The sequence below is a fragment of the Salinicola sp. V024 genome, assembly GCF_052645315.1.
Genome location: NZ_JBQXYB010000001.1, coordinates 401,943 through 416,217 on the forward strand (window position 1 = coordinate 401,943; position 14,275 = coordinate 416,217).

Annotated in this window: 14 protein-coding genes; 2 read left to right on the top strand and 12 right to left on the bottom strand. The window is 63.3% G+C overall.

Annotation, left to right across the window (positions count from 1 at the left end; genetic code table 11):
* The first annotated feature begins 5 nt into the window (after nt 1-5).
* Both ACUN9V_RS01815 and ACUN9V_RS01820 read left to right on the top strand, forming a co-directional pair.
* Nucleotides 6-392 carry a response regulator gene (locus ACUN9V_RS01815; RefSeq protein ID WP_445510141.1) on the top strand — a complete coding sequence of 129 codons (387 nt, stop codon included), beginning with the start codon at nt 6-8 and terminating at the stop codon, nt 390-392.
* Nucleotides 385-2,013 carry a diguanylate cyclase gene (locus tag ACUN9V_RS01820; protein WP_445510142.1) on the top strand — a complete coding sequence of 543 codons (1,629 nt, stop codon included), beginning with the start codon at nt 385-387 and terminating at the stop codon, nt 2,011-2,013. Before ACUN9V_RS01815 ends, ACUN9V_RS01820 begins: the two co-directional genes overlap by 8 nt.
* A gap of 29 nt (nt 2,014-2,042) precedes the next feature.
* On the opposite strand, the gene der is transcribed toward ACUN9V_RS01820, so the two are convergent.
* From der to iscR, 12 genes are all read right to left on the bottom strand, one after another.
* Nucleotides 2,043-3,446, bottom strand: coding sequence for a ribosome biogenesis GTPase Der (der, locus tag ACUN9V_RS01825; RefSeq protein WP_445510143.1), 1,404 nt, complete (start codon nt 3,444-3,446; stop codon nt 2,043-2,045).
* 188 nt (nt 3,447-3,634) lie between these two features.
* Complete coding sequence (bamB, locus tag ACUN9V_RS01830; RefSeq protein ID WP_445510144.1) at nt 3,635-4,801, bottom strand: outer membrane protein assembly factor BamB; 1,167 nt, start codon at nt 4,799-4,801, stop codon at nt 3,635-3,637.
* Nucleotides 4,798-5,457 carry a YfgM family protein gene (locus ACUN9V_RS01835; protein ID WP_075562640.1) on the bottom strand — a complete coding sequence of 220 codons (660 nt, stop codon included), beginning with the start codon at nt 5,455-5,457 and terminating at the stop codon, nt 4,798-4,800. The genes bamB and ACUN9V_RS01835 overlap by 4 nt, the downstream gene beginning before the upstream one ends.
* A gap of 115 nt (nt 5,458-5,572) precedes the next feature.
* Entirely contained in the window at nt 5,573-6,853 is a 1,281-nt protein-coding gene (hisS, locus tag ACUN9V_RS01840) for a histidine--tRNA ligase (RefSeq protein ID WP_075562639.1), read from the bottom strand.
* 120 nt (nt 6,854-6,973) lie between these two features.
* The gene (ispG, locus tag ACUN9V_RS01845) at nt 6,974-8,089 is read right to left on the bottom strand and encodes a flavodoxin-dependent (E)-4-hydroxy-3-methylbut-2-enyl-diphosphate synthase (RefSeq protein ID WP_075562638.1); all 1,116 of its coding nucleotides are present in this window, start codon (nt 8,087-8,089) and stop codon (nt 6,974-6,976) included.
* A gap of 8 nt (nt 8,090-8,097) precedes the next feature.
* Nucleotides 8,098-9,069: a RodZ domain-containing protein gene (locus ACUN9V_RS01850; protein WP_445510145.1), complete on the bottom strand. Its 972-nt coding sequence runs from the start codon at nt 9,067-9,069 to the stop codon at nt 8,098-8,100.
* 131 nt (nt 9,070-9,200) lie between these two features.
* Nucleotides 9,201-9,956, bottom strand: a complete 756-nt coding sequence (gene pilW / locus ACUN9V_RS01855) for a type IV pilus biogenesis/stability protein PilW (RefSeq protein ID WP_110692809.1) — start codon at nt 9,954-9,956, stop codon at nt 9,201-9,203.
* Between the two features lie 195 nt (nt 9,957-10,151).
* On the bottom strand, nt 10,152-11,285 hold the full coding sequence (gene rlmN / locus ACUN9V_RS01860) for a 23S rRNA (adenine(2503)-C(2))-methyltransferase RlmN (RefSeq protein ID WP_110692810.1): 1,134 nt from the start codon (nt 11,283-11,285) through the stop codon (nt 10,152-10,154).
* 82 nt (nt 11,286-11,367) lie between these two features.
* Nucleotides 11,368-11,796, bottom strand: a complete 429-nt coding sequence (gene ndk, locus ACUN9V_RS01865) for a nucleoside-diphosphate kinase (RefSeq protein WP_075562635.1) — start codon at nt 11,794-11,796, stop codon at nt 11,368-11,370.
* A gap of 276 nt (nt 11,797-12,072) precedes the next feature.
* The gene (locus ACUN9V_RS01870) at nt 12,073-12,399 is read right to left on the bottom strand and encodes a HesB/IscA family protein (RefSeq protein ID WP_110692811.1); all 327 of its coding nucleotides are present in this window, start codon (nt 12,397-12,399) and stop codon (nt 12,073-12,075) included.
* A 41-nt stretch (nt 12,400-12,440) separates the two neighbouring features.
* On the bottom strand, nt 12,441-13,616 hold the full coding sequence (locus tag ACUN9V_RS01875) for an aminotransferase class V-fold PLP-dependent enzyme (protein ID WP_445510146.1): 1,176 nt from the start codon (nt 13,614-13,616) through the stop codon (nt 12,441-12,443).
* A 118-nt stretch (nt 13,617-13,734) separates the two neighbouring features.
* The gene (gene iscR / locus ACUN9V_RS01880; protein WP_110692812.1) at nt 13,735-14,217 is read right to left on the bottom strand and encodes a Fe-S cluster assembly transcriptional regulator IscR; all 483 of its coding nucleotides are present in this window, start codon (nt 14,215-14,217) and stop codon (nt 13,735-13,737) included.
* Nucleotides 14,218-14,275 lie beyond the last annotated feature (58 nt).

The following is a 14,275-nucleotide window of genomic DNA, read 5'->3' on the forward strand; positions in this document are numbered from 1 at the left end:
TTGATATGAAACCCCTTCAACGTATTTTGCACGTCGAGGACGATATCTCGATTCAGGAAGTGGCCAAGGTGGCACTCGAAATCGTGGGCGGCTTCGAGGTCACCAGTTGCGACGACGGACAGTCGGCGCTATCGCGAGCCGACGCCTGGCAGCCGGATCTGATTCTGCTGGACGTGATGATGCCCGGCATCGACGGTCCCACGACGCTGGGCAAACTCCGTGAGCAGGCCTCGACGCAGGCGATTCCGGTGGTGTTCATGACGGCCAAGGTCCAGCCCAGCGAGATCGAGCACTATCGTGCCATCGGTGCCCTGGACGTGGTGATCAAGCCCTTCGATCCCATGACGCTGGCCGAACAGCTGCGTCGCATCTGGGAGCAGCATCATGTCTGATATCGATGTTCAGGCGCGTCTGGCCGCGCTGCGCGAGCAGTACAGCCGGCGTTTGATCGATGACTTGCAGACATTGATGGCGCAGTCGCGGGAGATGAGTGCGCGGCAAGGCGGAATTGACTTTGCCGCGCTCGAAGTGCTGCGCCAGGGGCTGCATCGCATCGCCGGTTCGGCGGGCAGTTTCGGCTATACGGCGTTGAGTCGTGATGCGCGCGAGATGGAAATCTGGCTGCAGACGGCTCTCGAGAACACCAATCCGCCAACGCCACCGATGCTGGCGGCGCTGCATGACCGGCTGCAGGATTGCTATCGCGCGCTGGAAAGCCCGCCGCTTTCGGAAGTCGACGAGCCACAGGGTAGCTATTATCTGGCCAGCGGCGACCGGGCGATACGCGTGGCGGTGCTGGCGGACGGCGATACCGAGACTCTCATCCAGTCGTTGAGCGGTTTCGGCTATGAATGTCGGCAGCTGTCGGGGGCTCTCGATCCTCATCGAACCTGGTCCTCGTGGCATCCGGACATCGCCATCGTCGATACCGCCAAGGTGGCGGAGGAGATCTGGAAGCCCGCCATGGAGGCCGTGCCTGAGGCGGCGTTGATCATGCTGAGCGCCGAGAGCGGCTTCGAAGCGCGGTTGAAGGCGGTCCGCGAGGGCGCCCAGGGATTCTTCACCCATCCGGTGGATGTACCTTCGCTGGAGCATCGCCTGCGCCATCTGGTCAACCTGCCGCAGCAGGATCCCTACCGGGTATTGATCGTCGACGACGATATCGAACTGGCCGAGCATTTTCGGCTGACGCTGAAGATGGCCGGCATCGAATCGCGAGTGATCAGCGACCCCCAGGACGTGCTGCGGGGTCTGCGCGATTTCGTGCCCGATCTGGTGCTGATCGATATCAACATGCCGGGTTGCTCCGGCCCGGAGCTGGCGCGGATCATCCGTTTCGACGACGACTGGCTGAAGATTCCGCTGGTTTACCTGTCGGCGGAGTCGGATGCCCATCGTCAGGCCCAGGCGCTGGCCCTGGCGGGGGATGACTTTCTGGTCAAGCCGATTGCCGACGTGGCGCTGGTCGCCGCGGTGACCGCGCGGGCGCAGCGTTCCCGTCAACTGAGTCTGGCGCTGGCTCGCGACGGCCTCACCGGCCTGATCAAGCACCCGGCGATCAAGGAGCTGATCGAGCTCGAGATGGCCCGCGGCCAGCGCACCGATACCCCGGCTTGCGTGGTGATGATCGATATCGATCGTTTCAAGTCGATCAACGATACCTACGGTCATGGCACCGGCGACTACGTCATTCGGCTGCTGGCCAATCTGCTACGCCAGCGACTGCGGCGCGTCGATCACGTCGGGCGTTATGGCGGGGAAGAGTTCGTCGCGGTGCTGCCATCGTGCTCGCTGGAAAACGCCCGCGAGGCCATCGAACGCATTCGCGTCAGCTTTTCGGAGCTCGAGTGCGTCGCGGCTACGGAGACCTTTCACGTCACGTTCAGCGCCGGGGTGGCGGGCACCCATGAATGGTCGGATGCCGAAACGCTGCTGGAGGCGGCCGACAGGGCGATGTACGAGGCCAAGCAGGGCGGACGCGATCAGACCCGGATCGCCGTTCCGCCGCGATAAGAGGTAAAACGTGAGCGACGAGGGTGGTGTCAGCGCCGGTTCTTGCGCGCTTCGCGACTGCGGCCCAGTTCACGTTTCTTGGCCTTCTCACGATCGCTAGCGCCAGCGTCGGTATCGTAGGGGTTGTCGCCGGAACGGAATTCGAACCGAATCGGCGTGCCCCGCACCTTCAGCACCTTGCGGAAGGTGTTGGTCAGATAGCGCTTGTAGGCTTCCTGCAGCGATGAAGTCTGGTTGCCGTGGACGACGATGATCGGCGGATTGCTGCCGCCCTGGTGCGCCATGCGCAGCTTGATGCGGCGGCCATTGATCATCGGTGGCTGATGCTCGCTGACGGCGTCCTGCAGGATGGTGGTCAGACGATTGGTCGACCAGTGGCTGTTGGCGCTGTCGAAGGCCTTGTCGACCGACTTGTAGAGATCGCCGACGCCGGTGCCATGCAGCGCCGAGATGAAATGCAGCTCGGCGTAGTCGGCGAAGCCCAACCGGCGCTTGATATCGGAGCGCATCTTGTCCCGCGCCTCGCTCTCCAGGCCATCCCACTTGTTGACCGCCAGCACCAGCGCGCGGCCGCTGCTGAGGACATAGTCGAGCAGGTGCATGTCCTGTTCCACCAGGCCGGTGCGCGCGTCCAGCACCATGATTGCGACGTGGCACTCCTTGATCGCCTCCAGCGTCTTGACGATCGAGAACTTCTCGGCGATCAGGCTGACGTTCTTGCGTCGCCGGACACCGGCGGTATCCACCAGCACGTAGGGCTTGCCGCGGCGCTCGAACGGAATTTCGATCGAATCGCGAGTGGTCCCCGCTTCGTCGAACACCACCACGCGATCTTCGCCCAGCATGCGGTTGACCAGCGTCGACTTGCCGACGTTGGGCCGGCCGATGACGCCGATATGGATGCCGGGGTGGTAGCCGGCCGGGCCCGCGTTGGGGTCGCGCTCGGGGAAGGGCGCCAGCACCTCGTCGATCAGGGTGGTGACGTTACGCCCGTGAGAGGCCGCGATCGGGTGGGGATCGCCCAGGCCCAGCGCCCAGAACTCGGCCATCGCGGCGTGTTCTTCCAGACCGTCGGTCTTGTTCACCACCAGCCAGGTCTTCTTCTGGTTGACGCGCAGATGATTGGCGATCGCCTGGTCGGCGGGCATCAGGCCGGCACGCCCGTCGACCATGAACAGCACGATATCGGCGTCGTCGATGGCGGTGAGCGATTGCTCCGCCATCGCCGCGTCGATGCCGTGTTCGTCGCCACTGATGCCGCCGGTATCGATCACGGTGTAAGTCTTGTCGCCGAGTTGCCCGCTACCGTACTTGCGGTCGCGGGTCAGGCCGGGGTAATCGGCCACCAGCGCATCGCGCGAGCGTGTCAGGCGGTTGAAAAGCGTCGACTTGCCGACGTTGGGTCGGCCAACCAGGGCGATAACGGGGTTCATGGCGATTCGCAAAAGGGCGGTGACAAGATGGACGATCAGCGGGAGGGGTCGGAGAACCCGGTGCGATCGATGCTAATAACCGGGCATTCTAGCATGTGACGAGCATGAAGTCCGAATCCGGGGATCCGGTTCGCTTCAACGCAATCGGCCCCGCATCTGCGGGGCCGATAGAGGGCTTTCGGGTACGATCAGTTGCGATCGGAAAGCGTCTCGAGGTCGTAGGCTGCCAGCGTGCCGTCGTTGCTCAGCGCGTAGATGCGCCGATCACCGGTCAGCAATGGCAGTGTCAGGCCGTCGCCACCCAGTTCTTCGCGACCGCTCATTTCGCCGGTCGCGGCGTCGATGAGGTGGATATAGCCTTCGTAGTCGCCTACCGCGATGTTGCCGTCGACGAACGCGGGCGCGGTCAGCGAACGGCCCTCGAGCGTATCGGAATCCCACATCACGCGGCCGGTATCGGCCTCGATGGCGATGACGTGGCTGGCGGCGTTGACCGTGAACAGATAGTTCCCTACCACCAGCGGTGTCAGGTAACTGGACTCTTCATGCTCCCACAGTACCTTGCCCGACGTGGCTTCCAGCGCCAGCAGGCGACCATTGTAGCTGGTCACGAACAGGCGTCCGTCCTGGGTCAGCACCGGCTGACCGTCGAGATCGACGAGCTGGTCGACTTCGGTGCGCCCCTTGGGTACGGCGACGCGCATGTCCCACAACGGCTGGCCGCTGCGATTGTCCAGCGTCACCAGGCGACCGTTGGCAAACCCGGCAAACGACACCGGTTCGATGACGCGGGGAGCGCCGGTACCACGCAGCGTCAACGCCGGCTGCGAGCTGGAATAGACCCACTTCTCGCTGCCGTCGAGACGATCGAGGGCCGTTACCGCGCCATCGACACTCTGCACCACGACGAGTTCGCTGTTGACCTGCGGCGCGGCCAGCACTTCGCTGGAAACACGCGACTTCCAGTCGACGCTGCCGTCATCGCGGCTCACGGCCAGGACTTCACCATTGCGCGTACCGATATAGAGATGGGTGCTGTCGGCGCCGATCCCGCTGGAGATCGGCGTGCCAAGCTCGACGTCCCACTCGGTCTCGCCGTCGTCGGTATCGATGGCACGAAGATCCCCGGTCTCGTCGACCGCATAGATCGTGCCGTTGTCGACGATCGGCGTGAGCGGGTAGCGGGCGCGACCCAGTCCCTCGCCGATGCCCTGATCCCAGCGCTCGTCGAGGCCGACCTTGGGCGTGAAGTCCTGAAGCGGCTTGGGCGGATATTGCGGCTCGACGCTACCGGCACAGCCGGCCAGCAGCGTGGCGGTCAACCCCAGAGGCAGAAGTAGGTGGGTCAATTTCATTGGGTAGCGTCCTCCGCACCGAGATCGTCTAGCTTGAGCTGCAGGCCATAGATGGTCTGGTCGGCATCCTGCGCCAGACTTTGTGCCTGCTGATAGGCCTTGCGCGCGTCATCGGGACGCTCGAGCGCCAGATAGGCGTCGCCGAGCACGTTCTGGCGCTGCGCTTCGAGCGGGCCGGGCACGGCATCTTCGAGGGTCTCGAGCGCCTGACTCGGGTCGTCGCCGGCGATCTGCAGGCGCGCCAGGTCGATTCGAGCCAGGCCCTGCATATAGGGGCGGTCGCTGTCGTCGACGACATCGTTGAGCGCCTCGCGGGCGCGATCGGTGTCGTCGGCATTGACGGCGATCTTGGCTTCCAGCAGGCCGGCCAGATCGGCATACAGCGTATCGCCGTGATCGCTCTGCAAGCCGTCGGCAAGATCGAAAGCCTGCTTGCGGGCATTGTCGTCGAGCGTATCGCTGCTGGCGATGGCGATCAGCTGCTGATAGCTGTTGGAGGCTTCGGCAGACTGGCCTTCCTGATGGCGCTGCCACGCCTGCCAGCCAAAGACGCCGGCGGCGGCGATGACAATGCCGACCAGCAGGGCGCTACCGTTGGATTTCCACCATTCCTTGATCGCGTCCAGCTGCTCTTCTTCGGTCCTAAGCTCCGCCACGGGCGGTCTCCTTAATTCGTTCCAAAACGGCTATGGCCAGCAACACGGCACCCGCGCCTTCACGGCATTCGTTCGCCGTCGAGTCTGGGTTCTGAACCAGTCGCTCTCGTCCCACTCAGGCGAACTGTCGGCCGAGCCAGGCGATGGCCTCGTCCTGAGCGAGTGTCTGTTGTTCGCTGTCGTCGCGCAGCGGCTTCAATGTCAGTCGCGCGTTGGCGATTTCGTCTTCACCCAGAATCAGCGCGAACCGGGCACCGCTGCGATCGGCGCGCCGGATCTGGCTCTTGAAGCTACCGCCGCCGCAGTGTACCTGAAGACGCAGCTCGGGCAGAGCATCGCGCAGACGCTCGCCCAGCAGCAGGGCTTCACGCTCGGCGGATTCGCCCATCGCCAGCAGGTAGGCATCGGCACCGCCCTTGGCCTCTTCGGGGACCAGCTCGAGTGTTTCGAGCAGCAGCATGAGACGTTCGAGACCGATGGCGAAGCCCACGCCGGGCGTGGGTTTGCCGCCGAGCTGTTCGACCAGACCGTCGTAGCGACCGCCACCACAGACCGTACCCTGACTGCCGAGGGCCGTGGTGGTCCACTCGAACACCGTGCGCGAGTAGTAGTCGAGGCCGCGCACCAGTCGCGGATTGATGCGGTATTCGATACCGGCGGCGTCTAGCGTCGACTTGAGCCGTTCGAAGTGCTCGCGGGATTCGTCGTCGAGATGATCCAGCAGCTGCGGCGCACCGGCGAGCATCTCGCCCATGGCCGGATTCTTGGAGTCGAGGATGCGCAGCGGATTGGTGATCAAACGGCGCTGTGAATCCTCGTCGAGCACCTCGCGGTGAGACTCGAAGTAGGCCACCAGGGATTCACGATAGGCAGCGCGCGCCTCCGGCGAACCCAGCGAATTGAGCTCGAGCGTCACGTGGTCGGCCATGCCGAGCTGACGCCACAGGCGGGCGGAGAGCAGAATGATCTCGGCATCGATATCGGGGCCGCTCATGCCGTAAGCTTCGATGCCGATCTGATGAAACTGGCGATAGCGGCCTTTCTGAGGGCGCTCGTAACGAAACATCGGGCCCATGTACCACAGCCGCTGGGTCTGGTTGTGGAGCAGACCATGTTCCATCGCGGCGCGCACGACGGCGGCCGTATTTTCCGGACGCAGTGTCAGGCTTTCGCCATTGCGATCGTCGAAGGTATACATCTCCTTCTCGACCACATCGGTCGCCTCGCCGATGGAGCGGGCAAACAGAACCGTCGGTTCGACGATCGGCGTGCGGATCTCGCGATAATCGTAGCGATCCACCAGTGAGCGCAGCTGCCGTTCGAGGTATTGCCACGCGGGTGACTGGTCCGGCAGCAGATCGTTCATGCCACGAATGGCTTGTAGTTTGTTGCTCAACTGACACTCCTGCTTATAGCAAAACGCCACAGGCGGCCTGCCTGGGCGTTCGTCGGTGATTCCCGGATCGAGAATGGCGAAGCATCAAGCCTCGCGGACACGCGCTGGCACCTCGCGTGTTCACGCCCCGCGGGCAATGACGGCGTCTTCCTGGCTCTCTTTCTCTTTGGCCTTCTGGCGGATCAGCGCTTCGAGATCGTCGACCAGATGGTCGTTGCGCAGCTTGCTGGCCGGCTTGCCGTCGATGTAGACCAGGTTGGCCGGGCTGCCGCCGGTGAGGCCGATGTCGGTCTCCTTGGCTTCGCCGGGGCCGTTGACCACGCAACCGATCACCGAGACGTTCAGCGGTGTCATCACGTCCTCGAGACGCGTCTCGAGGGCATTCATGGTGGCGATGACATCGAAGTTCTGACGCGAGCAACTCGGGCAGGCAATGAAGTTGATGCCCTTGGCGCGCAGCTTGAGGCTCTTCAGCATGTCGAAGCCGACCTTGATCTCCTCGACCGGATCCGCGGCGAGCGAGACGCGGATCGTGTCACCGATGCCGTCCATCAGCAGCATGCCGAGGCCGATCGATGACTTCACCGTGCCCGAGCGCAGGCCACCGGCTTCGGTGATGCCGAGGTGCAGCGGCTGTTCGATCTGCTTGGCCAGCAGCCGGTAGGCGGCCACGGCCATGAAGACGTCGCTGGCCTTGACGCTGACCTTGAAGTCGTGGAAATCGAGCCGGTCGAGGTGGTCGATATGGCGCATCGCCGATTCAACCAGCGCTTCCGGGGTCGGCTCGCCATATTTTTTCTGCAGATCCTTCTCCAGCGAGCCGGCGTTGACGCCGATGCGGATGGGAATGCCGTGATGGCGGGCCGCATCGACGACCGCGCGGACGCGATCCTCGCGGCCGATATTACCGGGGTTGATGCGCAGGCAGTCGACACCGAGTTCGGCTACGCGCAGGGCGATCTTGTAGTCGAAATGGATGTCGGCAACCAGCGGCACGCTGACTTGCTGCTTGATCTTGCCGAAGGCTTCGGCGGCATCCATGTCGGGCACCGAGACCCGCACGATATCGGCGCCGGCCTGCTGCAGGCGCTGGATCTGGCCTACGGTGGCGGCGACGTCGTTGGTATCGGTGTTGGTCATGCTCTGTACGGCGATGGGGGCACCGCCGCCGACAGGCACGTTACCGACATGGATCTGTCGAGAAAGACGACGGGTGATCGGAGATGGCATCTGCATGGCGCTTCTCAGTCTCCCAGGGTGAAGCGAGCGACATTGTTGCCGCCCGTGTATTGGCTCAGATCGACCGACTTGCCGCGATACTCGAGCGTCACGCCACTGGCGTTGCCGATGGTCAGACGAAAGGGCGGTTCGCCTTCCGCGGTTGCCTGACTGTCGGCGGACTGGAGGCCGCTGAAAATTCGGTCGTCGTTGGCATCATAGATCTCGGTCCATGACTCCTGGCTGAAAGTCAGGGAGAGCTCGTTGTCGCTGGCGTCCGCGGCCGCCGCATCATCATTCGCCGCCGAAGTCTCGTCGCCTACCGCTGCGGAACTGGTCTGTGCAGCCTGGCGTGCGTCGTCGCTCGGCGTCGTCGTTTCCGCCGAGGCGGAGACACCGGTGGTATCGTCGTTGCCGCGCGCGGCCGTTGCGTCATCGGCGCCGGTCGTCGGCGTATTCTGCTGCGTCGGCAGTGGCGGCAACTGGGTATCGGTGTTGGGTGTCATTGCCGAGCTATCGGTGCCGGTGCCATTCGAGCTGCCGGCGTCGGTAGCGGTTGCGGCGTCACTGTTGCCTTCGTCGTTCAGGCGGTCAACGGCGATGGGGCTGTCGTCGCTGCTGCCCCCGAAGATGTCGTTGCCTTCCCGGCTTTGCCACCACAGCAACGTCAACGATATCAGACCAATGATGACCAATAGGGTAAACAGGCGAAAGATCCACGGGCCGACTCGAGAAGGCGCTCGGGTGGTGTGAACCACGCCGAGTTTACGCTCCATGTCGCCGCGCCCATGGGTGGCGTCGTAAGCATTGACGACCCGGGTCTCGTCGATTCCCAGCAGGCGCGCGTAAGATCGCACGTAGCCCCGGCGGTACGCGGCGATCGGTACCTGGTCGAAGCGGTCTTCCTCGAGCCCGGAGACGACGATCGGGCGCAGATTGAGCTGCAGCGCGGCATCCTCGAGGCTCAGCCCCTGGCGTTCGCGCTCGCTTCGAAGCATGTGGCCCGCCGTTTCGTGAGACGGGGCTGGTGCATCTTGCTGGTTGACTGATGGTTCGTTCATTTCGCTCATGGGCGAAAATCCTTTTGATCTTTTCCGAGCACGGGCTCGAGTAAGGGGTTCTGATCGCCTCAGGAGCCGCCGAGCTGCTGACGGTAAAAGGCCGCACGAGTCGAATCTCCTTGCGCACTGGCGATGTCACTCGCCAGTCGCAGGCTATCGTCGTCGGTGCCGGCCACGGTGAAATAACGCTGCAGGCGTTCCCAGGCGCGTTCGTCGTTACCCTGCGTGTGATCGATGCGAGCCAGCGCCAACAGACTGCGCGCGTTGCGCGTATCGATATCGAGGGCGCGCTCGTAGTACTGCTGAGCGGCAGTCGCATCGCCGTTGGCGGTTTCGCATTGGCCCAGATTCGCGAACAGCTGGGCTCTTTGGGTGTAGTTGATATCCTGACTGGCAACGGCCAGTTGCTCGCACGCCTGGGCGTACTGTTCACGCTGGTACAGAAGGGCCGCATAATTGTTGCGAATGCGCGTTGCCTCGGGGTCGGCTTTCAGGGCTTTCTGGAAAAAGTCGTCGGCCAGGTCCAGCTCTTGCTGACGTTGATAGAGCAGGGCCAGACCTTCCAGGGCGCCACTGTCGCCGGCGTCGAGATCGACGGCATGATTCAGGGCCTGCTGCGCGCGGGGCAGATTGCCCTCGGCGAGATACGCCTTGCCCAGGCGGGTGTAGGCTGCCGCCGCGTCTTCAGGGCTATCCTGTTTCGGTCCGTTGGATGAAACCGCCGTGGCGCAGCCGCTCGATAGACACAGCGCCCCCGCCAGACATACGACTCCCGTCGCGATACACAGCGATCGTATCGAACACCAACGAGATGAGCGGGTCATGCGCGGCTCTCCCACGTTTCGAGACAGCGACGAGCCAAAGGTCGAATCCCGAGCAACTGAAAACAAAGCGGTTTTGGGGCTCCCATCAAAGCGCCGCACCGAGTCGAAGTCAAGGCGAGGCCCACTCGAGGTGATGGCGACATCGATGGCTGCGGCAGACATTGGCGGCCGCGTAGCGACTTCATGCCCAAGCGTTCAGTCGGCATCCAGCTGGATCGACTGGATGTAGCGCTCGTGACGCTTTGTGCGATCCTTGACCTTACCTACCAGCTGGCCGCAGGCGGCATCGATATCGTCACCGCGGGTGGTGCGTACCATGGCCGTGTGGCCCAGCTCGTAAAGCCAGCTTTGAAAGCGCATCACTTGATTGCGCGAAGGCTTTTCGTAACCCGAGTGCGGGAACGGGTTGAACGGGATCAGGTTGATCTTGCACGGCAACTCCGCGAGCAACGCCACCAGTTCCTCGGCGTGTATCTGCTGGTCGTTGACGTCCTTGATCAGGGTGTACTCGATGGTGACATGACGCGTCGTCTCGCACTTGGCGAGGTAGCGATGGCACGCATCCAGCAGCGTGCGGATGTTGTACTTGCGGTTGAGCGGCACCAGCTCGTTGCGTAGCTCGTCATTGGCGGCGTGTAGCGAAATCGCCAGGCTCACATCGATGTCGTCGCCCAGCTTGTCGATCATCGGCACGACGCCGGAAGTCGATAGCGTCACGCGGCGCTTGGACATGCCGTAGGCGTTGTCGTCGAGCATCAGCTTCATCGACGGCACCACATTGTCATAGTTGAGCAGAGGTTCGCCCATGCCCATCATCACCACGTTGGTGATCGCCTTGCGTCCGTCGGGGGCGCTCATGCGGCCGCCGGCACGCTGCTGGGCCACCCACACCTGGCCGATGATCTCGGCGCTGGTCAGGTTGCGCTGAAAACCCTGCTTGCCGGTGGAGCAGAAGCTGCAGTCCAGCGAGCAGCCGACCTGGGACGACACGCACAGCGTACGCCGCGCACCGTTGTCGGCCGGAATCAGCACGGTTTCGACGTAGCTCCCGTCCTCGACTTCCAGCACCCATTTGCGGGTGCCGTCGCTCGAAGTGCCTTCGTAGACCACGTTCGGGCCACGGATCTCGGCATGTTCTGCCAGGCGGCCACGCAGTGACTTGGAAAGATTGGTCATCGACTCGAAGTCGTCGCAACCTTCCTGGTGAATCCACTTCATGACCTGGGCAGCGCGAAATTTCTTCTCGCCCAGAGAGACGAAGAACGTCTCCATCTGCTCGCGGGAGAGCCCCAATAGATTGGTGCGCGGAGTAGCGGTGGCAGCGGTCATGGCAACGGAATCGGCTCGAGAGTGGCGGGGTGTGCTGGGACGGAGAAGGCCGACCGGCCCTGAAGGCCGGTCGGTCGACGAATCAGCTGCGCGAGCAGAGTTCGTCATCCTTGAAGAAATAGCTGATTTCGCGAGCGGCGGATTCCGGTGCGTCGGAACCGTGCGCGGCGTTGGCGTCGATGGAGGACGCGAAGTCGGCGCGGATGGTGCCCGGCGCGGCTTCCTTGGGATTGGTGGCACCCATCAGCTCGCGGTTCTTGGCGATCGCGCCTTCACCTTCGAGCACCTGGACCATCACCGGGCCGGAGGTCATGAAGCCGACCAGATCGGCGAAGAAACCGCGCTCGGCGTGCTCGGCATAGAAACCTTCCGCCTGCTCCTTGGAAAGGTGCAGCATCTTGGCGCCGACGATTTGCAGACCGGCTTTTTCGAAGCGGCTGTAGATGTCGCCGATCACGTTCTTGGCAACGGCATCGGGCTTGATGATGGAAAGCGTGCGCTCGGTGGCCATGAATTTAGGTCTCCTGGTAGTAGTGCATTGATAATGAATCGATCGCGATTGTCGCGAGCGGAAAAAAATAGGTAGATGAGGCGAGGCGAAGGTTCATGCCGAACCATTCATTCCCGGCCACAACGCCCCGTCCGAAAAATCGCGCCATTGTAGCGCAAGCCCTTGGCCGACGCATCCCGGCCTCGTTGGTCGGGATGCGTCGATCAGCAAGCGGCGATCAGCGAGCGGCGATCAAAGAGCACCGGGCAGGCCGGGCTGGGATGATCTGAGCGGAGCTCAAACGTTGAAGCTTTCGCCGCAGCCGCACTCGTCGGTGACGTTGGGATTGTTGAAGCGGAAGAAGCGATTGAGCCCTTCGCTGACGTAGTCGACCTCGGTGCCGTCGAGGACGTTCAGCGCTTCCCGGTCGACCAGTACCTTGACCCCACGCTCTTCGAACTCGACATCTTCGGCGCGCAGGTCGTCGGCGATATCGAGCACGTAGCTGTAACCGGAGCAGCCGCTCGGCTTGATCGCCACGCGAAGGCCCAGGCCGCCGCCGCGCTCTTCGAGCACGTGGCGAATCTGGGTGGCGGCGGATTCACTGATGGTAATGTTCTGCATGGTATTTCTCCTGCCGAAGACGAACGGCTACTGCCGTTCCTCTAACGATGATTCATGGCGGCTTTGGCGGGTTGACGCAACCCATTCAGGGCGCGGCGTATGTCGGCGACGGCCGCGTCGATCTCTTCGAGGGTGGTGAAGCGACCAAAACTGAAGCGAATCGAGGCCAGTGCCTGCCGATGCGGAACGCCGATGCCCTCGAGAACGTAGGACGGTGCCACGCTGGCCGAATTACAGGCCGATCCCGTGGAGACGGCCAGCCCCCGCAGCGCCATCAGTAGCGATTCGCCGTCGACGCCGTCGAAAGCCAGGTTGACGATGTTGGGTACGGCCTGGTCCAGCGGCGAGTGGTTATGAATGCCGCCGCAGTCCGCCAGGCCGTCGAGAAAACGTTGGCGCAACGCGCGGACGTGGGCGCCGTCGGCTTCGCGCTCGTCGCGGGCCAGCATGAAGGCTTCGCCCATGCCCACGATCTGATGCGTCGGCAGCGTGCCGGAGCGCATGCCGCGCTCGTGGCCGCCGCCGTGGATCAGCGCCTCGATGCGCAGGTCCGGATCGCGACGCACGTAAAGCGCGCCGATACCCTTGGGGCCGTAGGCCTTGTGCGCCGAGAGCGACATCATATCGATGCCCATGGCTTGCACATCGAGCGCGAGCCGTCCGCAGGCCTGCGCGGCATCGACATGAAAGCGGGCGCCGAACTCGTGCGCGACGGCGGCGAGGGCGGTGAGATCGTTGACGCTGCCGAGCTCGTTGTTCACCGCCATCAGCGAGACCAGGGCGGTGTCCTGGCGCATCGCCTCGCGCAGCTGGCCCGGTTCGATACGCCCGTCGTGGCCCGGCGTCAGCCAAGTGACCTCGAATCCTTCTCTCTCCAGCGCGATCGCGGTGTCCACGACCGCCTTGTGCTCGATGATCGACGTCACCAGGTGACGGCCCCGAGCGCGGTTGGCGCGCATGAAACCGGTCAGCGCCAGGTTGTCCGCCTCGGTCGCGCCGGAAGTCCAGACGATCTCGCGCGGGTCGGCACCGATCAGGTCGGCGACCTGACGGCGAGCGTTCTCCACCGCCTGCTCGGCCAACCATCCCGGCATGTGGCTGCGCGAGGCCGGATTGGCATAGACCCCGTCCATCGTCAGGTGGCGCATCATCTGTTCGGCCACGCGCGGGTCGGTCGGGGTGGTGGCGGCGTAGTCGAGATAAATCGGAGCACTCATGGCACGCAAGATCTCTGGCAGTCGATCGAAAGGAAATCGGACCCGATACATTAGAACAAAATACGCTGAAGCCTAGAGAACAAAAGACGCTAAAGCGTATTCGCTCGCAGGCGTTTGCCTAGTGCGACGACACCGTGATCGTGGCAGCGTCGTCGGCGAGCGAGCGCACGTCGGGTTCGCGTCGCGTGGTCGAGCGGGCCTGTTCGCGATGCACCAGCTCCAGCAGGCTGATATCGCTCAGGAAGCGCTGGATCTCATCGGAGAGATCGCACCACAGATGATGCGTGATGCACTTGCTGCCCTGATGACAGTCCGCCTGTCCGTGGCAGCGCGTCGCATCGATCGACTCGTTGACCGCATCGATCACGCCGGCCACGGAAATCTCGGCGGGCGCCATGCCCAGCAGATAGCCGCCGCCCGGTCCGCGTACGCTGCTGACGAGCTTGGCCCGGCGTAGCCGCGCGAACAGCTGCTCGAGATAGGACAGCGAAATATCCTGCCGCCTGGAGATATCCGCCAGGCATACCGGGCCCTGATCGGCGTTGAGCGCCAGATCGAGCATGGCGGTGACGGCATAGCGCCCTTTGGTGGTCAAACGCATTGGCGAGTATCGGCTGTCGCTGCATCGGTGTCGACATTATGGAAAAACCCAGTAATTC